This window comes from Rhodococcus mengyinensis, assembly GCF_048381435.1.
Taxonomy (GTDB): domain Bacteria; phylum Actinomycetota; class Actinomycetes; order Mycobacteriales; family Mycobacteriaceae; genus Rhodococcus_F; species Rhodococcus_F opacus_D.
This window is the reverse complement of sequence record NZ_JBLWIT010000136.1, coordinates 28,514-48,793: the sequence shown is the minus strand read 5'-3', so window position 1 is coordinate 48,793 and position 20,280 is coordinate 28,514. Positions and strand designations below refer to the sequence as shown.

Here is a 20,280-nt window from a genome sequence, read left to right as displayed (position 1 = left end):
ATCAGGGCAGAGCACTCGTGAATGGTCAGTCACACGTGCACGACGACCGACCCTTCGCGAACCGACGCGGAGTAGGTGCGGACCGAGCCCACACCCTCGGATGCGCACGCGCCCGTGTCGAAGGCGAACGCGTACTGGTGGAGCGGGCACATCACGCCGGTGGCGTCGATCTGTCCGTCGGCGAGGGGACCGCCCTTGTGCGGGCACACCGCATCCATCGCCCGAACGGTGCCGTCCGACAACAGGAATACGGCGACCTGACGGTTCTGCACGACGTACGTCCGGCCTTCGCCCGGCGTCAGGTCGCTGACCGGCCCCACCGCGACCTCGGAAGGCCCCTCGATCAGGGCGGTCATCGGACCGGCACCTGGGGAAGCGGCAGCAGCGGGAGCGACGGAGCGAACTGTGCGGGCGATTTCGGCGCGCTGCGCTCCTTCCAGGGATCCCGGTAGCCGTCCACCGCCGTCTGGATCCGCTCGTCCAATCCCCTCACGATGTCCTCCTCGTCTCGGACCAGTAGCGCCTGAAGATGTTCGAGTCCCACCCGCGGCACGAAGTCGTACGTGCGTTCGAGCCATTTCGCGTTCTCGCGGTAGTACTGGATGAAGCGGCCGCCGAGTTCCACTACGGCTTCCGGTGATTCGACCGTGGCCAGCAGATCGCCCTTGCGGATGTGCGCTCCGGCGGCGCCGCCGACGTAGATTTCCCATCGGCCGTCGCCGACCGCGACCACACCGAAGTCCTTGCACAGGGCCTCCGAGCAGTTACGTGGGCATCCGGCGACCGCGAGTTTCAGTTTCGCGGGCGTTTCCAGGCCCTGGAACCGCTCCTCGAGCGCGATGCCGAGGCTCGTCGAATCGCCGAGACCGTAGCGGCAGAAATCGGTTCCGACGCACGTCTTCACCGTGCGCATGCTCTTGCCGTAGGCGAACCCGGACGGCATGTCGAGGTCACCCCACACCTTGGGAAGGTCTTCCTTCTTGATGCCGAGCAGGTCGATGCGCTGCCCGCCGGTGACCTTCACGAGCGGCACGCCGTACTTGTCGGCCACGTCGGCGATCTTGCGGAGTTGCTCGGGCGTGGTGACGCCGCCCTTCATCTGCGGGACCACCGAGAACGTGCCGTCGCGCTGGATGTTGGCGTGGACGCGGTCGTTGATGAACAGCGCGCCGCGCTCGTCCACCCAGTCGGGCCCCCAGATGGTGCGGAGCAGCGAGGCCAGGGGCATCTTCGCGGATGCGTCCTCCTTTGCGTCCGCGGCGAGCTCGGCGAACACCTGGGACACGGCGCGGAGATCGCGTTCCCGGATGGTCGCGATGAGTTCGGGCTTCGTCATCGGGATGCAGGGCACGTACCAGTCTGCGGAGGGGTCGGCCTCGAGTTCGCCGCCCGCGGCGCAGGCCACGATGTCGGCGACGAGTCCCTTGCACGAGCCGCAGCCCTTGCCTGCCCGGGTCTGGGCACAGACGTCGGTGAGGGTCTTGGCGCCGGAATGGACGCACGCCACCAGATCGCCCTTGCTCACGCCGTTGCAGTTGCACACCTGCAGGTCGTCGGGGAGATCGGCGACACTCGCCGCGGCGCTCGGGGCTCCGACGTCGAAGAGCATGCTGATCCGCTCCTCGGGCAGCGGCACCTTGCCGTCGAACGCCTGCGTGAGGAAACCGGCCTTGCTGATGTCGCCCATCAGGGTGGCGCCGATCAGCTTGCCGTCGCGGACGACGAGGCTTTTGTACGTGCCGCTGCGCGGTTCGTAGTACTGGACGAACTCGTCGTCCGCCGTCTCCGGTCCCTTGACGCCCATCGCGGCCACGTCGACGCCGGCGACCTTCAGTTTGGTGGTGGTGCGCGAACCGACGTACGCCGCTTCGGGATTGGAGCCGGTGAGGACTTCGGCGAGGATGACCGACTGTTCCCACACCGGGGCGACGAGGCCGTAGGTCTCCCCACGGTGCTGTGCGCACTCGCCGACGGCGTACACGGAACCCTCGTCCTCGCAGCGCATCTGGTCGTCCACCACCACACCGCGTTCGACCACCAGCCCGGCGGCCCGTGCGAGTTCGGTGTTGGGCCGGATTCCGGCGGTGACGACGACCATGTCGGCGTCCAGGGTGGAGCCGTCGACGAACGACACCCCGGTCACCAGGCCCGCTTCGTCGCGCAGCACGGCGGTGGTCCGCATCGAGGTGTGGACGCCGACGCCGAGTTTCTCGATCTCGGCGCGCAGGACGCTCCCGCCGCGTTCGTCGAGCTGCTGGTTCATCAGGTGCCCGGGGGAGTGGACGACGTCGACGGTGAGGCCCTGTGTGCGCAGCCCGTACGCCGCCTCCAGACCGAGCAGGCCGCCGCCGATCACCACCGCGGACACGTCGTCGCGGGCCTGCGCCATCTGCAGCATGCCGTTGGTGTCGGCGATGTTCCGGAATCCGAACACCCCGCGGGCCAGGCGCCCGTCGTGCTCGCGCAACCCGTCCATGTTGGGGAAGAACGTGTTGCTTCCCGTGGCGATGATGAGCACGTCGTAGTCGACGACGCGGCCGCTCTCGCAGGTGACGGTCTTCGCGAACCGGTCGAGTGCGACGGCGCGGTCGCCGGCGTGGAGTTTGACGCCGTTGGCGGTGTACCAGCCCATGGGGTTGAGGATCAGGTCCTCGTCGTCGACGGCCGCTTCGCCGGACAGCACGTGCGAGAGCATGATCCGGTTGTAGTTGCCGTAGGGCTCGTCGCCGATCATTGTGATCTCGAAACGCTCGCCGCCGCCGCGGTTCAGGATCTCCTCGACGGTGCGTGCGCCGGCCATACCGTTGCCGACGACCAGCAGCTTGCTCGAACTCGGTGTGTTGGCCATGCGTCGAGGCTCCGCCCCGGGAGTGTCGTAACGGCTGCGCGCACGTTACGTGGGAATCAGGAACACCTCACAGCCCTCCCGGAAGGCGTGTCAGGCGGGTGCGCGGTCGCGGGGCATGAGCAGCGGGGCCAGCACGGCGAGGAGCAGCGCGGGCAGCAGGAAGCCGGCCGCGGGCGACACCGAGTACACCGGGGTGAGGGTGATCGGCGCGAGCGCGTTGCCCATGAACCGCAGCGCCTGCACGACGGACACCGCGCCGCCCCGGTTCGGGCCCGGCGACCCGAGCACGGCGGCGTTGACACCGACCAGGACGAACTGACCGGCGATTCCGGCCGCGAACCACGCCACGGCCACGACTGCGAGGAGAGACACGGTCCCGGCGGCCGCGACGAGAATCGCCCCGCCGACCGCGCCGATCAGGACGGCTGACCGGGCCCCGATCTTGTCGATGACCCCGCCGACGAGGCGGGCGGTGAGGATGCCTGCCACGCCGAACCCGGTGAGGAGCAGCCCGCGCTGGGTGGGGCTCAGCCCGAAGGCGTCCTCGGCGCGGAACGCGACCAGGAAGCTCAGCCCACCGAGCGCGCCCCAGCCGAGGAGTGCCACCACCCCGATTCTCAGCACCGACGGGGTGAGGGCGTCGCGCAGTCGCGGGCGCGGTGCCCCCGGCTCGGCGGGAGCGCTGTCCGGAACGCCGACCAGACCCAGCACCGCGGCCACGAGGGCGATGACGAGGAACGCGAGTCGCCAGTCGACCTCCGCCGCGAGCCCGCCGACGAGCGGCGCGCTCGACGTTCCTGCGGCCTGGAAGGCGCCGAAGACCCCCAGCGCCCGGCCCAGATGCTTCTGCGGAGTCGAGGCGGCGAGCGCCGCCAGCAGCAGCGGCGTCGTGAACGAGTTCGAACACCCCTGGAGCACGCGGGCGCCGAGGAAGAGCGGCAGCGTCGGCGCCGCGAAACACGCCAGCGACGACAGCAGATAGACGCCGTACGCGATCCGCACGGTCCGCGTCTGCCCCCACCGCGCGCCCAGCGTGCCCGACACCAGCATCAGCAACGCGAACGGCAGCAGGTACGCCGTCAGCGAGCCGGCCGCGGCGGACGCACTCACGCCGAGGTCGTCCCCGATCTCGGGAAGGATCGAGGCGACGACCCCGCCGCCGAACGGACCGAGGAAACCGCCGGCGTAGAGCGCCGTGCGCTGGAGCGAGGAACGAAGCGACTCGGATGAGTTCTTCGTCACAGCCCGAAGCTGCCGGGCCCACGCCTGCGGAGATATCGCTCGAACTCGGCGGCGAGCGCGTCACCGTCGATCTTCGAGATGGCGTCGGAGATGTCGGTCTCGGCGTCGCCGCGCTCCTCGAGGGAACGGACGTACTCGCCGATCTCCTCGTCGTCCGCGGTCATCTCGGTGACGGCTTCCTGCCAGTCGTCGGCCTGGGCCGGGAGTTCTCCGAGGGGAACCTCGATGTCCAGGACATCCTCGACGCGTTGCAGCAGCGCCACCGTGGCCTTGGGATTCGGCGGCTGGGACACGTAGTGGGGCACGGCCGCCCAGAACGACACGGCAGGCACACCGGCCCGGACGCACGCGTCCTGCAGTACCCCGGTGATCCCGGTCGGACCCTCGTAGCGGGTCTGCTCGAGCTTGAACCGCTCGGCGGCCTCGCTGCTGTACGCGCTGCCCGTCACCGGGACCGGCCGTGTGTGCGGGGTGTCCGCGAGCAGCGCCCCGAGGATCACCACGGTGTTGATCTGCAGCTGGTCGATCAGCTCGAGGAGGTCCTCGCAGAAGCTGCGCCAGCGCATGTTCGGTTCGATCCCACGCAGCAGAACCACGTCGCGGTCGCTGCCGGGAGGCGAGCACACCGACAGCCGGGTGGCGGGCCACACGATCTCCCGGGTGACACCGTCGACCTGCCGCACCGTGGGTCGATTGACCTGGTAGTCGTAGTACTCCTCGGAGTCCAGCTCGGCGAGCGGCTGGGCGTCCCAGGTCAACTCGAGGTGCTCGACGGCTCCGCTCGCGGCATCGCCGGCGTCGTTCCAGCCCTCGAAGGCGGCGACGAGGACAGGGTCACGAAGTACGGGCACGCCACTGTCCGTCGCACCGGCGTCCTCGGTGTCGGGGGTGTCGTCGTCGCGGCCCGCAGGCGTGACGGGGAACTCACTGGAACTCACCCACCCAGCCTACGGCCAGCATTGGTTCGCGCGCCCACTAGTCTGGACGGCATGTCTGCGCCATTTCACTCTGCCCTGCTCGATGCGTTGAACCAGCGCGTTGTCATCGGCGACGGAGCCATGGGCACCATGTTGCAGGCCGCGGACCTCACGCTCGACGACTTCCTCGGGCTCGAAGGCTGCAACGAAATTCTCAACGACACCCGCCCTGACGTGCTGAAAGACATCCACCGCGCGTATTTCGAGGCCGGGGCCGACGCCGTCGAGACCAACACGTTCGGGTGCAACCTACCCAACCTCGCCGATTACGACATTTCGGACCGTATCCGGGAACTGGCCGAGAAGGGCACCCGGCTGGCGCGTGACGTGGCCGACGAGATGGGGCCCGGACGCGACGGCATGGGCCGCTTCGTCCTCGGCTCGATGGGACCCGGAACCAAGCTGCCGACGCTGGGCCACGCGCCGTTCGCGATCCTCCGCGACGCCTACGCGGAGGCAGCGATGGGCATGATCGACGGGGGAGCCGACGCGATCCTCGTCGAGACCTGCCAGGACCTGCTGCAGGTGAAGGCCGCCATCCTCGGCAGTCAGCGGGCGATGGAGACCCTGGGGTCGCGGCTGCCGATCATCACCCACGTCACGGTCGAGACCACCGGCACGATGCTCCTCGGCAGCGAGATCGGTGCCGCGCTGACCGCGCTCGAGCCGCTCGGTATCGACATGATCGGCCTCAACTGCGCGACCGGTCCCGCCGAGATGAGCGAACATCTCCGCCACCTGTCCAAGTACAGCTCCCTTCCGGTGTCGGTGATGCCCAACGCCGGACTGCCGCAGCTCGGCCCGAACGGTGCCGAGTACCCGCTCACCGCGGAGGAGCTCGCCGAGGCGCTCAGCGGCTTCGTCACCGAGTTCGGACTCGGTCTGGTCGGCGGCTGCTGCGGCACCACCCCGGAGCACATCCGGCAGGTGGCCGAAGCGGTCCGTCTGGTCGAGAAGGCCGAGCGGAACCCGGTGCACGAGTCGGGAACGTCCTCGCTGTACACGGCGGTGCCGTTCCAGCAGGACGCCAGCATCCTGATGATCGGTGAACGCACGAACACCAACGGCTCCAAGGCGTTTCGCGAGGCGATGATCGCCGAGGACTACCAGAAGTGCCTCGACATCGCGAAGGACCAGACCCGCGACGGCGCCCACATGCTCGACCTCAACGTCGACTACGTCGGACGCGACGGCGCCGTCGACATGGCCGCCCTCGCGAGCCGATTCGCGACGTCGTCGACGCTGCCGATCATGCTCGACTCCACCGAGCCCGCGGTCCTGCAGGCCGGCCTCGAGCACCTCGGCGGCCGGTGCGCCGTGAACTCCGTCAACTACGAGGACGGCGACGGACCGGACTCGCGGTTCCAGAAGATCATGCGGCTCGTCACGGAGCACGGCGCCGCCGTCGTCGCGCTGACCATCGACGAGGAGGGCCAGGCGCGCACCGCGGAGCACAAGGTCCGCATCGCCGAGCGCCTGCTCGACGACCTCACCGCGAACTGGGGCCTCGACGAGTCCGACATCATCATCGACGCGCTGACGTTCCCGATCTCCACCGGTCAGGAAGAGGTCCGCCGCGACGGCATCGAAACGATCGAGGCGATCCGCGAGCTGAAGAAGCGGCATCCGCGGGTGCACTTCACCCTCGGCGTGTCCAACATCTCGTTCGGTCTCAACCCGGCGGCCCGGCAGGTCCTGAACTCGGTGTTCCTGCACGAGTGCACCGAGGCCGGCCTGGACACCGCGATCGTGCACGCGTCGAAGATCCTGCCGATGGCACGGATCCCCGACGAACAGCGGGAAACGGCCCTCGACCTGGTCTACGACCGCCGCCGCGAGGGCTACGACCCGCTGCAGAAGCTGATGGAACTGTTCGAGGGCGTCTCCGCGGCGTCGGCACGCGAATCCCGCGCCCAGGAACTGGCGGCGCTGCCGCTGTTCGAGCGTCTGGAACGCCGCATCGTCGACGGTGAACGCAACGGCCTCGACGACGACCTCACCGCCGCGATGGAGGAGAAGCCGCCGCTCGCGATCATCAACGAGACGCTGCTGTCCGGCATGAAGACCGTCGGCGAACTCTTCGGATCCGGGCAGATGCAGCTGCCGTTCGTGCTGCAGTCCGCCGAGGTGATGAAGGCGGCCGTGGCATACCTCGAACCGCACATGGAGGCCACCGACGAGGACGGCAAGGGCCGCATCGTCATCGCCACCGTGAAGGGCGACGTCCACGACATCGGCAAGAACCTCGTCGACATCATCCTGAGCAACAACGGGTACGACGTGGTGAACCTGGGCATCAAGCAGCCGATCGCGACGATCCTCGACGCGGCGATCGAGCAGAAGGCCGACGTCATCGGCATGTCCGGTCTGCTCGTGAAGTCGACCGTGGTGATGAAGGACAACCTGCAGGAACTCAACGCCAAGGGCGTCGCGGAGAAGTTCCCCGTCCTCCTCGGCGGTGCCGCGCTGACCCGTTCGTACGTGGAGAACGACCTGGCCGAGGTGTACGAGGGCGACGTCAGCTACGCGCGCGACGCGTTCGAGGGCCTGCACCGGATGGACGAGATCATGGCCGTCAAGCGTGGCGGCGGACCCGACCCGGACAGCCCGGAAGCGATCGCGGCCCGCGAGAAGGCGGCCGAACGCAAGGCACGGCACGAACGGTCCAAGCGGATCGCGGAGAAGCGCAAGGCGGCCGAGACCCCGATCGAGGTGCCCGAGCGATCCGACGTGGCCACCGACATCGTGGTCCCGAGCCCGCCGTTCTGGGGCAACCGGATCGTCAAGGGCGTGTCGCTGTCGGACTACTCGGGGCTGCTGGACGAGCGGGCCCTGTTCCTCGGGCAGTGGGGTCTGCGCGGGCAGCGTTCCGGCGACGGTCCCACGTACGAGGAACTGGTGGAGACCGAGGGCCGCCCCCGCCTGCGGTACTGGCTCGACCGGTTGAGCACCGAGGGAATCCTCGCGCACGCCGCCGTCGTGTACGGCTACTTCCCCGCGGTGTCCGAGGGTGACGACGTGGTCGTGCTCACCGACCCGACACCCGACGCGGAGGAACGCTTCCGGTTCACGTTCCCGCGCCAGCACCGCGACCGCTTCCTGTGCGTCGCCGACTTCGTCCGGTCCCGCACCGAGGCGAAGGAGACCGGTCAGGTCGACGTGTTCCCGATGCAGCTCGTCACCATGGGGCAGCCGATCGCGGACTTCGCGAACGAATTGTTCGCCGCCAACGCGTACCGCGACTACCTCGAGGTGCACGGTATCGGCGTGCAGCTGACGGAATCGCTGGCCGAGTACTGGCATCAACGGGTCCGCGAGGAGCTCGTGCTGCCCGGCGGTCACAACGTGGCCGAGCAGGACCCGTCCGAGGTGTCCGGATTCTTCGACCTCGCCTACCGCGGTGCCCGGTACTCCTTCGGGTACGGTGCCTGCCCCAACCTGGAGGACCGCGCGAAGATGGTCGCCCTGCTCGAACCCGAACGGATCGGTGTGAAGTTGTCGGAGGAACTGCAGTTGCATCCCGAGCAGTCCACGGATGCGTTCGTGCTGCACCACCCCGAAGCGAAGTACTTCAATGTCTGATGCATTCGACGGTCTCGCAGGTGTTCTGTGGGACATGGACGGAACGCTGCTCGATTCCGAGAAGATGTGGGACGTCGCGGTCCGCGAGTTGTCGCTGCACCTCGGCGGGCCGATGACCGAGGAGACGCGGCTGAAGACGATCGGTGCGTCCAGCGCCAACGCTCTCGGCGTCATCTTCGACGCCCTCGGGCTCGACCGGGATCCGGTGGCGCTCGCCGAGGCCAAGGAATGGATGTTCGCGCGCGTCGAGGAATTGTTCGGCGACGGGATCCCGTGGCGGCCGGGCGCCCACGACGCACTGCGGACCGTCCGGGCGCACGGCCTGAGGTCGGCGCTGGTGACCAACACCGAGCGCCGGCTCACCGAGCGGGCACTCGAGACGCTCGGCAGGCACCACTTCGACCACTCGGTGTGCGGCGACGAGGTGCCGGCAGGCAAACCGCATCCCGACCCGTACCTGCGGGGCGCGGAATTGCTGGGGCTGGATCCGTCGCAGTGCCTCGCCATCGAGGACTCGCCCACCGGTGCGGCGTCCGCGCAGGCCGCGGGGTGCGTCGTCCTCATCGTCCCGTGCGAGATCGCGGTGGCCGACGGCCCGGGGCGGGTGTTCCGGGACAGTCTCGAGGGCCTCACCGGTTCCGACCTCGCCGAGGTGTGGGCGCAGCGGAGTGGTGTCCGTCTCTAGGTAGTCTGGTTTCCCGTGGCTGTCCCGAAAATCGTGCTGTTCTACGTGTTCACTCCGCTCGCCGACCCGGAGGCGATACGGCTGTGGCAGTACACACTCGCCGAGGCGAACGGCCTCACCGGACGGATCCTCGTCTCCGAGCACGGCATCAACGCGACGGTCGGCGGCGACATCCACGACGTCAAGAGGTACGTGAAGGGGACGCGCAGCTACGCGCCGTTCAAGGACGCCGACATCAAGTGGTCGGACGGGCTCGGTGACGACTTCCCGCGGCTGAGCGTCAAGGTGCGGCCGGAGATCGTGACGTTCGGTGCGCCGGGCGAGCTGAAGGTGGACGCGGACGGCATCGTCGGCGGCGGTACCCACTTGGCGCCCGACGAGGTGCATCGCCTGATCGAGGGTCGCGGTGACGACGTCGTCTTCTTCGACGGGCGCAACGGTTTCGAGGCGGAGATCGGCCGCTTCCGGGACGCAGTCGTGCCCGACGTGTCCACCACGCGCGAGTTCGTGCACGAACTCGACAGCGGCAAGTACGACCATCTCAAGGACAAGGCCGTCGTCACGTACTGCACCGGGGGAGTGCGGTGCGAGGTCCTGTCCTCGCTGATGCGCTCGCGCGGATTCGGTGAGATCTACCAACTGGACGGCGGCATCGTCCGCTACGGCGAGGCATTCGGCGACACGGGCTTGTGGGAGGGGTCGCTGTACGTGTTCGACAAGCGGATGAGCATCGAGTTCAGCGATCAGGCCAAGACCCTGGGGCGCTGCAGCACGTGCGGCGGTCCGACGTCCCGGTACGAGAATCTGCCGGACGACCGGGGCCGCGAACTCGTGCTCGTCTGCGCCGACTGCACCGAGAATCGGGCGGGCTGAGGTGGCGGGGGCGCCCCTGCCGGTCCGCAACGGCCTCGGTCCCGATCGCATCCGGATGCCGGCAGGCGTCGGCACGAAGACGGTCGCCGAATTCCTGGTCGAGACGTACCCGGACGAACGCGCGCACTGGCTGTCGCTGATCGACGGCGGGGACGTCGTCGACGAACACGGCCGGGTGGTCGACCGCGGGACCCGTTATGCCCCGACGCGTTTCGTGTACTTCTACCGAGACCCCGCGCCGGAGATCCCGGTTCCGTTCGAGATCGACATCCTGCACCGCGACGACCACCTCGTGGTGATCGACAAACCCCATTTCCTCGCGACCATTCCGCGGGGCGCGCACATCACCGAGACGGCGGTCGTGCGGCTGCGGCGGGCGCTCGACCTGCCCGACCTCACACCGGCGCACCGGCTCGACCGGATGACGGCCGGCGTCCTGGTGTTCCTGATCCGGCGGGAAGACCGCAGGCCGTATCAGGAACTGTTCGTGTCCCAGCAGGTCACCAAGGAATACGAGGCCGTCGCCGGGCACGATCCGACGCTCACGTTTCCGCGCACCATCCGCAGTCGCATCGTCAAGGAACACGGGATCATGACGGCGACGGAGGAACCGGGCGAACCGAACAGTGAGACCGTCGTCGACCTGATCGAGACCCGCGACGGCCGCGCGCGGTACCGCCTGCTGCCGAAGACCGGCCGGACACACCAACTGCGGTTGCACATGTCGTCGCTGGGGTTGCCGATCGAGGGCGACAACTACTACCCGGACTTCCGGCGATCCGAGCCCGGCGACTTCTCGACGCCGTTGCGGTTGCTGGCGCGGGCCATCGAGTTCACCGATCCCCGTTCGGGTGAGGTCCGCCGGTTCGAGAGTCGCCGCACACTCGGGTGGTGACCGGTTCGGAGAGGTCCGCGGCGGCGTGAAACAATGGGTCCTCGTGAAGACCTTCGAATCCCTGTTCGCCGAGCTGACCGAGCGTGCCGCTACCCGCCCCGAGGGCTCCGGCACCGTTGCCGCCTTGGACGCCGGCGTCCATTCGCAGGGAAAGAAGATCCTCGAAGAGGCGGGTGAGGTGTGGATCGCCGCCGAGCACGAGAGCGATGAGGCGCTCGCCGAGGAGATCTCTCAGCTGCTGTACTGGACGCAGGTGCTGATGGTGGGTAAGGGCCTGAAGCTCGAGGACGTCTACCGACATCTGTGATCGGTGATCGAGACTCCTCCACCCGCTCCCGAAAGGAACCCTCCGCCATGCTGCGCGTCGCAGTCCCCAACAAGGGCTCGCTGTCCGAGTCCGCCGCCGAAATCCTCAGCGAGGCCGGTTACCGCCGTCGCACCGACTCCCGCGACCTGACCGTCCTCGACCCGTCCAACCAGGTCGAGTTCTTCTTCCTGCGCCCCAAGGACATCGCGATCTACGTCGGATCCGGTGAACTCGATCTCGGCATCACCGGCCGCGACCTCGCCCGCGACTCGGGTGCCCCGGTCGCCGAACGGCTGTCGCTCGGCTTCGGCCGCTCCACGTTCCGGTACGCCGCTCCCGCGGGCAAGGACTGGACGGTCGAGGACCTCGCGGGGCTCCGGATCGCCACGTCCTACCCCAACCTGGTGCGCGACGACCTGTCCGCACGCGGTATCGAGGCCTCGGTCATCCGCCTCGACGGCGCCGTGGAGATCTCGATCCAGCTCGGCGTCGCCGACGCCATCGCCGACGTCGTCGGCTCCGGCCGCACGCTGCGCCAGCACAACCTGGTCGCGTTCGGCGACACCCTGTGCGACTCCGAGGGTGTGCTCATCGAGCGCGCCGGCTCGCCCGACGGCGATTCCGCACGCAACCAGCTGGTCGAGCGGGTGCGCGGCATCGTGTTCGCGCAGCAGAACCTGATGCTCGACTACGACTGCCCCAAGACGATCCTCGACGACGCATTGAAGATCACCCCGGGCCTCGAGTCGCCGACGCTGTCGCCGCTCGCCGACGAGAACTGGGTCGCGGTCCGGGCGATGGTCCCGATCAAGGGCCACAACGGAGTCATGGACGAACTCGCGGACCTCGGCGCCAAGGCCATCCTCGCGTCCAACATCCGGTCCTGCCGCGCGCTCTGATCTGGTTCCACCGCAACACGATCCGCGCTCGCTCCGCCCGCAACACGGTCCGCGCTCGCTCCGCTCAGGGGCGGGCGCGGACCTGCACGGTCTGGGCGATCCGGCCGACGGCGCCGGTCTCGTCGTAGAGCACGCCCGCGCACATGCCCACTCCGTCGGGTCCGATGGAGGTTTCGGAGCTGACCCCCACCCACTCACCCTCGGGGACCCGGAAGATGTGCACGGTGAGGTCGGTATTGAGGAACGTCCAGTCCGCCGGGTCGAGTTTCGATCCCACGCCGTTCGCGATGTCCGCGATGGAGAACAGCCGCTCGAGCGGCGTCAAGGTCTCGCCGAGAACCAGTGCGGGTCGCGGCTTCGCCCACAGCTTGCCCGGGCCCTCGCATCCCATCTCGGCGATCCACCGCCAGTCGAGGGTCGTCAGGTAGCCCGAGTTCCAGGCCTTGCCGAACTTGCCGTCCCGGCCGGTGGACCGCGGTTCGAGTGGTGGGTCGACGACGTGGACGGCGTCGCTCGTGTCGACGGTCTCCATCCGCCACGCCGAGCCCCGCGCGACGGCACGGGGACGGTCGCCGACGGTCCACAATTCGGCGACCACCAGCTCCACCCGGCGTCCCGGTCGCTGCACCCAGGACCGGACCTCGAGTTCGGCGATCGGGATGGGACCGAGGATCTCGACCACGACTCGCGTGAGACGCACGTCGTCGCGCGGCGCGCAGCGCTCGAGTGCTCGCACGAGCAGCGCGGACGGGGGAGCGCCGTGCTGCATCGTCTCCGCCCACACACTGATCGTCAGAGCCGTGCTGTCGAACCGCTCGACGGTGATCTTCTGGTCCGAGTCCACTTCCGGCGCACTCAGTGCTTCCAAACCGAGTGGTACGTAATAGGACTCGGAACTCATTCGACAATCTCCTCGAAACCCGGTGCGTCTTCGGCGGGCCCCTCCGGCCATCCCGGGTAGGGAGGCGGCGTTCCACCGAACGAGGGGCACAGAGACTTATGATCACACCAGTCGCAGAGCCGGCTCGGCTTGGGTCGGAAATCGCCGGTGACCCCGGCCGCCAGAATGGCCTTCCAGATCGCCGACAGCGTGCGCTCGAACCGCAGCAGTTCGTCCTCGTCGGGTGCGTAGGTGAGGACTGTGCCGGACGCGAGGTACAGCAGCCGCAACTGCGCGGGGACGATGCCGCGGGTGCGCAGCAGGACCAGTGCGTAGAACTTCATCTGGAACAGTGCCTTGGACTCGGACATCTCGCGGGGCGCACGGCCGGTCTTGTAGTCGACCACCCGCACCTCACCGGTGGGGGCGACGTCGATGCGGTCGACGAATCCGCGGAGCAGCACCCCGTCGGCGAGTTCGGTCTCGACGCGCTGTTCGCACGATTCGGCCTCGAACCGGGTGGGATCCTCCAGCTCGTAATAGGCGGTGACGAGGGCACGCGCCTCGTCGAGGAACGTGTCGCGCTCGTCCTCGGGGACCAGGTCGATCAGGTCGGGGGCCTCGGCGAGAATGCGCTCCCAGGACGGGAGGATCAGATCGACCGCTTTCTGCGGAACGCGTTCGGCCGCGGGCAGCCCGAACAGGGTCTCCAGCGCGGCGTGCACGACCGTGCCCTTCACCTGCGCGCGCGACGGCGCCTCGGGGAGCCGGTCGACCGCGCGGAAACGGTAGAGGAGCGGGCACTGCTTGAAGTCGCCGGCGCGGGACGGTGACAGGGCGGGGCGCCTGCGGGTGGCCGAAGTGTCGCCGGGCTGTGACGGGGAACCCTTTGTGACGGGGGCTGGCGACTCTGAGATGCTCACACCTGGCAGGGTAGGCCCCCGGTCCGACAGTCGAGTCGGGGCGCGGTGTGGGCGTCGGACGGCGCCGGACGAACAGGCTGAGGAGTCGGTGACGATGGTGGGACGCGAAACGCGACCGAGCGGACCGTTTCGGGTGGGCGATCGAGTCCAGTTGACGGACGCCAAGGGCCGGCACTACACGGTCAATCTGGAGGCCGGCAAGGAGTTCCACACCCACCGCGGCGGCATCCTGCACGACGACCTGATCGGCACCGACGAGGGCAGCGTGGTCAAGTCGACCAACGGCACCCCATATCTCGCGCTGCGTCCGCTGCTCGTCGACTACATCCTGTCGATGCCCCGCGGGGCGCAGGTCATCTACCCGAAGGACGCCGCGCAGATCGTGCACGAGGGCGACGTCTTTCCTGGCGCCCGCGTGCTCGAGGCCGGTGCCGGATCGGGCGCGCTGACGTGCTCACTGCTGCGGGCGGTCGGTCCGGAAGGCCGGGTCATCTCGTACGAGGTGCGCGACGACCACGCCGAACACGCGGTCCGGAACGTCGAGACGTTCTTCGGGGAACGCCCCGAGAACTGGGACCTGACCATCGCCGACGTCGCCGAGTTCGACGCCGAGGCGGCGGGCGGTCAGGTCGACCGGGTGGTCCTCGACATGCTCGCCCCCTGGGATGCGCTGCCCGCGGTGTCCAAGGCGCTGGTGCCCGGCGGTGTGCTCATCGTCTACGTCGCCACTGTGACGCAGCTCTCGAAGGTGGTCGAGGCGATGCGCGAGCAGGAGTGCTGGACCGAGCCGCGGTCCTGGGAGTCGATCGTCCGCGGGTGGCACGTCGTCGGGCTCGCCGTGCGCCCGGAACACCGGATGCAGGGCCACACCGCGTTCCTGGTGAGCGCCCGGCGTCTCGCCGAGGGAACCGTCACTCCCAAGCCGCAGCGCCGGTCGGGCAAGGGCTGAGACACGCCTTCGGCGGCGCCCGGAGTGGGCGCCGCCGAAGGCGGGAGACTAGCTGCAGCCGGCGCGTGCCATGCCCAGCAGGGTGCACGTGCTCTCGTCCGACACCTTCCAGGTGCCGTCGACGTTCTCCCACGTCCATGCGGTCGGAGCGGCCGTGCCGTGCGGGCTGACGATCGCGACGTTCGCCGTCGCGGTATCGCCCTCTACCTGCACATCCGTGACCGTGAAGGACACCGGGTAGTTGGCCATCGCCGCCGTCATGGCCTCGAGATTCGGGCGGCGTTCGTCGCCGTCGACGACCACGTCGGTCTTCTCGTCGACCGGTCGGGCGGGGTCCACGAGGACCTGGAGCGTACCGAGCAGTTCGTCGGACGTGGGGGCGGCAACCGCCTCGCTCGCCGTGGCCGCGGACGTCGTCGCCGCGGTGTCGGATGCGTCGTCGGACGAGCAGGCCGACATCCCGAGCGCGAGGACCACCGCGCCCACGGCAACCACGGCCCTACCGATGAAAGATGTTCCGTTCAGGGGCTTGCGGATTATCACGACGAACCCTTTCGTTACACAGAACAGAGAGAAACTGCTCGACAGGTAGGTAAGGCTAACATGAGAGGTTCGGTGGCCCAGGGCGTCACGATGCCGATTCGCAATCGGCAGAATCCGTGTCACGGCGCAGAATTCGGGCAGTGCCGGTAGCGTTGATAGATCTCATTGGGAGGAGACGCACATGAGCTCGACAGAGAACCCCGATTCGGTTGCGGCCGCACGAGAGCTCGAGGCGTTGCGCGCAGAGGCGTCGGCACTGCGCAGGCAGCTCGCGGAGTCGCCGGAACAGCTTCGTGAGATGGAATCGCGAGTGGACTCGCTGTCCATCCGGAACACCAAGCTGATGGACACCCTCAAGGAGGCCCGTCAGCAGCTCATCGCCCTTCGAGAAGAAGTCGATCGCCTCGGCCAGCCGCCGAGCGGGTACGGCGTGCTGCTCGGAGTGCACGACGATCAGACCGTGGACGTGTTCACCTCCGGCCGCAAGATGCGGTTGACCTGCTCCCCGAACGTCGACGCCGAGACCCTCAAGCTCGGCCAGACCGTGCGCCTCAACGAGGCGCTCACGATCGTGGAAGCGGGCAACTTCGAGCGTGTGGGTGAGATCAGCACGTTGCGCGAGGTCCTCGACGACGGTCAGCGCGCCCTCGTGGTCGGCCACGCCGACGAGGAACGGATCGTGTGGCTGGCCGAACCCCTCGCGACCGTCTTCGAGGAGAGCGAGAGGGAGTCGATCGCGTACGACGCGGAATCGCCCACCCGCAAACTTCGGCCGGGCGACTCCCTCCTCGTCGACACCAAGGCCGGGTACGCGTTCGAGCGGATCCCCAAGGCCGAGGTCGAGGATCTGGTCCTCGAAGAGGTTCCCGACGTGCACTACGACGACATCGGCGGCCTCGGACGGCAGATCGAGCAGATCCGCGACGCCGTCGAGTTGCCGTTCCTCCACAAGGATCTGTTCCACGAATACGAGCTGCGGCCACCGAAGGGTGTGCTCCTCTACGGTCCGCCCGGGTGCGGTAAGACGCTCATCGCCAAGGCGGTCGCCAACTCGCTCGCGAAGAAGATCGCGGAGGCCCGGGGCCAGGACAGCAAGGAAGCCAAGTCCTACTTCCTCAACATCAAGGGCCCCGAGCTGCTGAACAAGTTCGTCGGCGAGACCGAGCGGCACATCCGGCTGATCTTCCAGCGGGCCCGGGAGAAGGCGTCCGAGGGCACCCCGGTGATCGTGTTCTTCGACGAGATGGATTCGATCTTCCGCACCCGCGGGTCGGGTGTCTCCTCCGACGTCGAGACCACCGTCGTGCCGCAGCTGCTCAGTGAGATCGACGGTGTCGAAGGACTCGAGAACGTCATCGTGATCGGCGCGTCCAACCGCGAGGACATGATCGACCCCGCGATCCTGCGTCCCGGTCGCCTCGACGTGAAGATCAAGATCGAACGTCCCGACGCGGAGTCGGCACAGGACATCTTCTCGAAGTACCTCGTCGAGACGCTGCCGGTGCACGCCGACGACATCGCGGAGTTCGGCGGCGACCGCACGGCCTGCATCCGGGTGATGATCGAACGGGTCGTCGACCGCATGTACGCCGAGAGCGAGGAGAACCGCTTCCTCGAGGTCACGTACGCCAACGGCGACAAGGAGGTCCTGTACTTCAAGGACTTCAACTCGGGTGCGATGATCCAGAACATCGTCGACCGCGCCAAGAAGTACGCGATCAAGTCGGTGCTCGACACCGGTGCCCCGGGTCTGCGGGTCCAGCACCTGTTCGACTCCATCGTCGACGAGTTCTCGGAGAACGAGGACCTGCCGAACACCACCAACCCCGACGACTGGGCCCGGATCTCGGGCAAGAAGGGTGAGCGGATCGTCTACATCCGCACGCTGGTCACCGGTAAGAACGCGAGCGCGAGCCGCGCCATCGACACCGAATCCAACACGGGCCAGTACCTGTAAGCCGTGCGGCACCACCTGCGCGGCGGGAACTCGAACACGGTTCCCGCCGCGCAGGCGGCTGTGTGTCAGCGGTCCCGTGTCACGAGGTAGTCCTCCAGGAGCGCCCGGGTGTCCGGCACGAACGGCCACTGCGGGTCGTGCAGATGCGTCACCAGTTCGTGGGGCGTCCACCACCAGCCCGACGCGATCTCGCTGGCCTGGTGGACGATCGGCCCGTCCCAGTGCGTCTCGTAGGCGTACAGGTGGCACCGCAGCCGCAAACCCTGCCAGTGCCCGTCCCACGCCACCCTCGCGATGGGGGTGAGGCCCACTCCGGTGATGCCCAGTTCCTCCGCCAGCTCCCGGCTCGCGGCCTCCTCCGGGGTTTCCCCCGGATCGACCACCCCGCCCGCCAGGCAGTCGTGATGTCCGGCGAATACCGTCTTCGTGTCCGAGCGTCGGTGCACGTAGAGACGCTTTCCGTCGCCGGACCGGACGAGGACGCCGGCACTCGCGTGCCAGAGCCCCTCGGCGTAGACGCGGGAACGCTCGGCGGACCCCACCGGTCGTCCAGCACTGTCGAACACCGCCACCACTTCGTCCGTGCCGGGTGGGGTGTTCGGTGCGGAATCCATGTGTCGATCCTGCCAGCACCCCGGCGGACGTCGGTACTGTCGAGGTCGGTTGCTCGTTCCGGTGCCGAAGGGGTGAGAGGTCATGGCGTTGCCGCGTTCGGTCGCCCGATTCAACCGGGTCGTCACCAATCAGGTGAGCCGTCACGTCGCGACGATCCTGCCCGGGTTCGCCATGGTCGAGCACCGGGGCCGCAGGTCGGGCAAGGCGTATCGCACACCCGTCAACGTGTTCGTCGTAGACGGCCGCTACCGGTTCGCCCTGACGTACGGTGCGCAGAGCGATTGGGTGCGAAACGTGGTGGCGGCGGGCGGATGCACCATCGTGACGCGCCGCCGGACGGTGCACCTGACCGACCCGAGCGTCGTCACCGACAGCACCCACTCCTGGGCTCCCGCCGGGGTCCGCGCGGTGCTCCGGGCGATCTCGGCGGACCAGTACCTGGAGTGCTCGCCGGACTAGTCGCCGGGCGCGGACGGCTCGCGCGGCAGGAGTGTGCCGCCGGGTGATGTGGGTGATCGCATAGGCTCGGCAGCATGCAGCGGATCATCGGTGTCGAAGTCGAGTACGGAATCTCCTCACCCAGCGAGCCTTCGGCCAATCCGATCTTGACGTCCACCCAGGCGGTGCTGGCCTACGCGGCGGCAGCGGGAGTGCCGCGCGCCAAGCGCACCCGATGGGATTACGAGGTGGAATCCCCGCTGCGCGATGCCCGCGGATTCGACCTGGGCCGGTTGAGCGGCCCGGCGCCGGTGATCGATGCCGACGAGGTCGGCGCAGCCAACATGATCCTCACCAACGGCGCCCGCCTCTACGTCGATCACGCGCACCCCGAGTACTCGGCCCCGGAGGTCACCGACCCCCTGGACGCCGTGATCTGGGACAAGGCGGGCGAACGGGTGATGGAGGCGGCCGCCCGGCACGCGTCGAGCGTTCCCGGCGCCCCGCGACTGCAGCTGTACAAGAACAACGTGGACGGCAAGGGCGCGTCGTACGGCACCCACGAGAACTACCTGATGTCCCGGGCCACGCCGTTCTCCGCGGTGATCAACGGGTTGACCCCGTTCTTCGCGTCCCGTCAGGTGATCTGCGGGTCGGGGCGGGTGGGCATCGGCCAGTCCGGTGACGAGGCCGGCTTCCAGCTGTCCCAGCGGGCCGACTACATCGAGGTGGAGGTCGGGCTCGAGACGACACTCAAGCGCGGCATCATCAACACCCGCGACGAACCCCACGCGGACGCGGACAAGTACCGGCGACTGCACGTCATCATCGGCGACGCGAACCTCGCCGAGATGTCGACATACCTGAAGGTCGGGACGACGGCCCTGGTCCTCGATCTCATCGAGGCCGGTGTCGACCTCACAGACCTCCAGCTGGCCCGCCCGGTGACCGCCGTGCACCACATCAGCCACGACCCGACGCTGCGCGCCACCGTCGCGCTGGCCGACGGCCGGGAACTGACCGGGCTTGCCTTGCAGCGGATCTACCTGGACCGGGTCGACAAGTTCATGTCCGCCGAGGGCAACGACGACCCCCGGGTGGCCGATCTGCTGGAGAAGTGGGCGATGGTGCTCGACCTTCTCGAGCGGGACCCGATGGAGTGCGCTCACCTGCTGGACTGGCCGGCCAAGCTGCGGCTGCTCGAGGGTTTCCGGAACCGCGAGGGCCTCAACTGGTCCGCGCCGCGGCTGCATCTGGTCGACCTGCAGTACTCGGACGTCCGCCTGGACAAGGGTCTGTACAACCGGCTGGTCGCCCGCGGGTCGATGGAACGGCTGGTCTCGGAGCAGGCGGTGCTCGACGCCGTCGACACCCCGCCCACCGACACCCGCGCCTACTTCCGAGGTGAGTGCCTGCGCAAGTTCGGCGCCGACATCGCGGCCGCGAGCTGGGATTCGGTGATCTTCGATCTCGGTGGCGACTCCCTGGTCCGTATCCCCACCCTCGAGCCGTTGCGGGGCAGCAAGGCGCACGTGGGGGAGTTGCTGGAGTCGGTGGAGACCGCGAAAGAACTCGTCGACGAGCTCACGAACTGACCCGTCGAGCGGTCGCGGACGGATCTGCGCCGGAACTCGCCGTCGCGTCGGCACACGTGCGGCGGCGGCGCT

General features: G+C 68.3%; 18 protein-coding genes. 10 read left to right on the top strand and 8 right to left on the bottom strand.

Annotated elements, in window-relative coordinates; genetic code table 11:
* Positions 1-29: 29 nt before the first annotated feature.
* The 4 genes from ACNJ7E_RS33900 to ACNJ7E_RS33885 all read right to left on the bottom strand — a co-directional run bounded on the left by ACNJ7E_RS33900 (position 30) and on the right by ACNJ7E_RS33885 (position 5,028).
* On the bottom strand, positions 30-356 hold the full coding sequence (locus ACNJ7E_RS33900; RefSeq protein ID WP_280780047.1) for a Rieske (2Fe-2S) protein: 327 nt from the start codon (positions 354-356) through the stop codon (positions 30-32).
* Positions 353-2,848, bottom strand: a complete 2,496-nt coding sequence (nirB, locus tag ACNJ7E_RS33895; protein ID WP_418341956.1) for a nitrite reductase large subunit NirB — start codon at positions 2,846-2,848, stop codon at positions 353-355. The genes ACNJ7E_RS33900 and nirB overlap by 4 nt, the downstream gene beginning before the upstream one ends.
* Positions 2,849-2,938: 90 nt before the next feature.
* Positions 2,939-4,090, bottom strand: a complete 1,152-nt coding sequence (locus ACNJ7E_RS33890; protein WP_280780049.1) for an MFS transporter — start codon at positions 4,088-4,090, stop codon at positions 2,939-2,941.
* Positions 4,087-5,028: a PAC2 family protein gene (locus tag ACNJ7E_RS33885; RefSeq protein WP_009473532.1), complete on the bottom strand. Its 942-nt coding sequence runs from the start codon at positions 5,026-5,028 to the stop codon at positions 4,087-4,089. Before ACNJ7E_RS33885 ends, ACNJ7E_RS33890 begins: the two co-directional genes overlap by 4 nt.
* A gap of 51 nt (positions 5,029-5,079) precedes the next feature.
* Here ACNJ7E_RS33885 and metH point away from each other — a divergent pair, with 51 nt between their 5' ends.
* Genes metH through hisG form a run of 6 tightly spaced genes read left to right on the top strand, consistent with a single transcriptional unit; the run spans position 5,080 to position 12,308 of the window.
* Positions 5,080-8,649, top strand: a complete 3,570-nt coding sequence (gene metH, locus ACNJ7E_RS33880; protein WP_280780050.1) for a methionine synthase — start codon at positions 5,080-5,082, stop codon at positions 8,647-8,649.
* Positions 8,642-9,334 (top strand): HAD family hydrolase, encoded by a 693-nt coding sequence (locus tag ACNJ7E_RS33875; RefSeq protein WP_418341955.1) that lies wholly within the window; start codon positions 8,642-8,644, stop codon positions 9,332-9,334. The genes metH and ACNJ7E_RS33875 overlap by 8 nt, the downstream gene beginning before the upstream one ends.
* Before the next feature lie 15 nt (positions 9,335-9,349).
* Complete coding sequence (gene trhO, locus ACNJ7E_RS33870; protein WP_280780052.1) at positions 9,350-10,207, top strand: oxygen-dependent tRNA uridine(34) hydroxylase TrhO; 858 nt, start codon at positions 9,350-9,352, stop codon at positions 10,205-10,207.
* 1 nt (position 10,208) lies between these two features.
* Entirely contained in the window at positions 10,209-11,102 is an 894-nt protein-coding gene (locus ACNJ7E_RS33865) for a pseudouridine synthase (RefSeq protein ID WP_280780053.1), read from the top strand.
* 25 nt (positions 11,103-11,127) lie between these two features.
* Positions 11,128-11,409: a phosphoribosyl-ATP diphosphatase gene (locus ACNJ7E_RS33860; RefSeq protein WP_009473527.1), complete on the top strand. Its 282-nt coding sequence runs from the start codon at positions 11,128-11,130 to the stop codon at positions 11,407-11,409.
* 47 nt (positions 11,410-11,456) lie between these two features.
* Positions 11,457-12,308, top strand: a complete 852-nt coding sequence (hisG, locus tag ACNJ7E_RS33855) for an ATP phosphoribosyltransferase (protein ID WP_105416235.1) — start codon at positions 11,457-11,459, stop codon at positions 12,306-12,308.
* A 64-nt stretch (positions 12,309-12,372) separates the two neighbouring features.
* Here the strand turns inward: hisG and ACNJ7E_RS33850 are convergent, their stop codons facing one another.
* Together ACNJ7E_RS33850 and ACNJ7E_RS33845 are read right to left on the bottom strand one after the other, a co-directional pair.
* Positions 12,373-13,209, bottom strand: a complete 837-nt coding sequence (locus tag ACNJ7E_RS33850) for a thioesterase family protein (RefSeq protein WP_418341954.1) — start codon at positions 13,207-13,209, stop codon at positions 12,373-12,375.
* A complete protein-coding gene (locus ACNJ7E_RS33845; protein WP_280780055.1) occupies positions 13,206-14,111 on the bottom strand; it encodes a RecB family exonuclease in 906 nt (301 codons plus the stop codon). The genes ACNJ7E_RS33850 and ACNJ7E_RS33845 overlap by 4 nt, the downstream gene beginning before the upstream one ends.
* A 94-nt stretch (positions 14,112-14,205) precedes the next feature.
* On the opposite strand from ACNJ7E_RS33845, the gene ACNJ7E_RS33840 reads away from it, so the two are divergent.
* Positions 14,206-15,060: a tRNA (adenine-N1)-methyltransferase gene (locus ACNJ7E_RS33840; RefSeq protein WP_025432818.1), complete on the top strand. Its 855-nt coding sequence runs from the start codon at positions 14,206-14,208 to the stop codon at positions 15,058-15,060.
* Between the two features lie 48 nt (positions 15,061-15,108).
* Here the strand turns inward: ACNJ7E_RS33840 and ACNJ7E_RS33835 are convergent, their stop codons facing one another.
* Positions 15,109-15,603: a WKL family lipoprotein gene (locus ACNJ7E_RS33835; protein WP_280780056.1), complete on the bottom strand. Its 495-nt coding sequence runs from the start codon at positions 15,601-15,603 to the stop codon at positions 15,109-15,111.
* Positions 15,604-15,784: 181 nt separating this feature from the next.
* Here ACNJ7E_RS33835 and arc point away from each other — a divergent pair, with 181 nt between their 5' ends.
* Positions 15,785-17,560 (top strand): proteasome ATPase, encoded by a 1,776-nt coding sequence (arc, locus tag ACNJ7E_RS33830; RefSeq protein ID WP_005243005.1) that lies wholly within the window; start codon positions 15,785-15,787, stop codon positions 17,558-17,560.
* A gap of 65 nt (positions 17,561-17,625) precedes the next feature.
* Here the strand turns inward: arc and ACNJ7E_RS33825 are convergent, their stop codons facing one another.
* On the bottom strand, positions 17,626-18,174 hold the full coding sequence (locus tag ACNJ7E_RS33825) for an NUDIX domain-containing protein (RefSeq protein ID WP_280780057.1): 549 nt from the start codon (positions 18,172-18,174) through the stop codon (positions 17,626-17,628).
* An 82-nt stretch (positions 18,175-18,256) separates the two neighbouring features.
* Between ACNJ7E_RS33825 and ACNJ7E_RS33820 the strand changes: the two genes are divergently transcribed.
* Positions 18,257-18,634 (top strand): nitroreductase family deazaflavin-dependent oxidoreductase, encoded by a 378-nt coding sequence (locus ACNJ7E_RS33820; RefSeq protein ID WP_280780058.1) that lies wholly within the window; start codon positions 18,257-18,259, stop codon positions 18,632-18,634.
* A 74-nt stretch (positions 18,635-18,708) separates the two neighbouring features.
* Positions 18,709-20,208, top strand: a complete 1,500-nt coding sequence (gene dop / locus ACNJ7E_RS33815; protein WP_007299057.1) for a depupylase/deamidase Dop — start codon at positions 18,709-18,711, stop codon at positions 20,206-20,208.
* Positions 20,209-20,280: the final 72 nt, after the last annotated feature.

Bases quoted from the DNA above. Each gene is read 5' to 3' on its own strand.
- ACNJ7E_RS33840 (WP_025432818.1), top strand. From the start codon at position 14,206: ATGGTGGGACGCGAAACGCGACCGAGCGGACCGTTTCGGGTGGGCGAT.
- ACNJ7E_RS33825 (WP_280780057.1), bottom strand. From the start codon at position 18,174: ATGGATTCCGCACCGAACACCCCACCCGGCACGGACGAAGTGGTGGCG.
- dop (WP_007299057.1), top strand. From the start codon at position 18,709: ATGCAGCGGATCATCGGTGTCGAAGTCGAGTACGGAATCTCCTCACCC.
- ACNJ7E_RS33820 (WP_280780058.1), top strand. From the start codon at position 18,257: ATGGCGTTGCCGCGTTCGGTCGCCCGATTCAACCGGGTCGTCACCAAT.
- arc (WP_005243005.1), top strand. From the start codon at position 15,785: ATGAGCTCGACAGAGAACCCCGATTCGGTTGCGGCCGCACGAGAGCTC.
- metH (WP_280780050.1), top strand. From the start codon at position 5,080: ATGTCTGCGCCATTTCACTCTGCCCTGCTCGATGCGTTGAACCAGCGC.
- hisG (WP_105416235.1), top strand. From the start codon at position 11,457: ATGCTGCGCGTCGCAGTCCCCAACAAGGGCTCGCTGTCCGAGTCCGCC.
- ACNJ7E_RS33875 (WP_418341955.1), top strand. From the start codon at position 8,642: ATGTCTGATGCATTCGACGGTCTCGCAGGTGTTCTGTGGGACATGGAC.
- nirB (WP_418341956.1), bottom strand. From the start codon at position 2,848: ATGGCCAACACACCGAGTTCGAGCAAGCTGCTGGTCGTCGGCAACGGT.
- ACNJ7E_RS33900 (WP_280780047.1), bottom strand. From the start codon at position 356: ATGACCGCCCTGATCGAGGGGCCTTCCGAGGTCGCGGTGGGGCCGGTC.
- ACNJ7E_RS33850 (WP_418341954.1), bottom strand. From the start codon at position 13,209: ATGAGTTCCGAGTCCTATTACGTACCACTCGGTTTGGAAGCACTGAGT.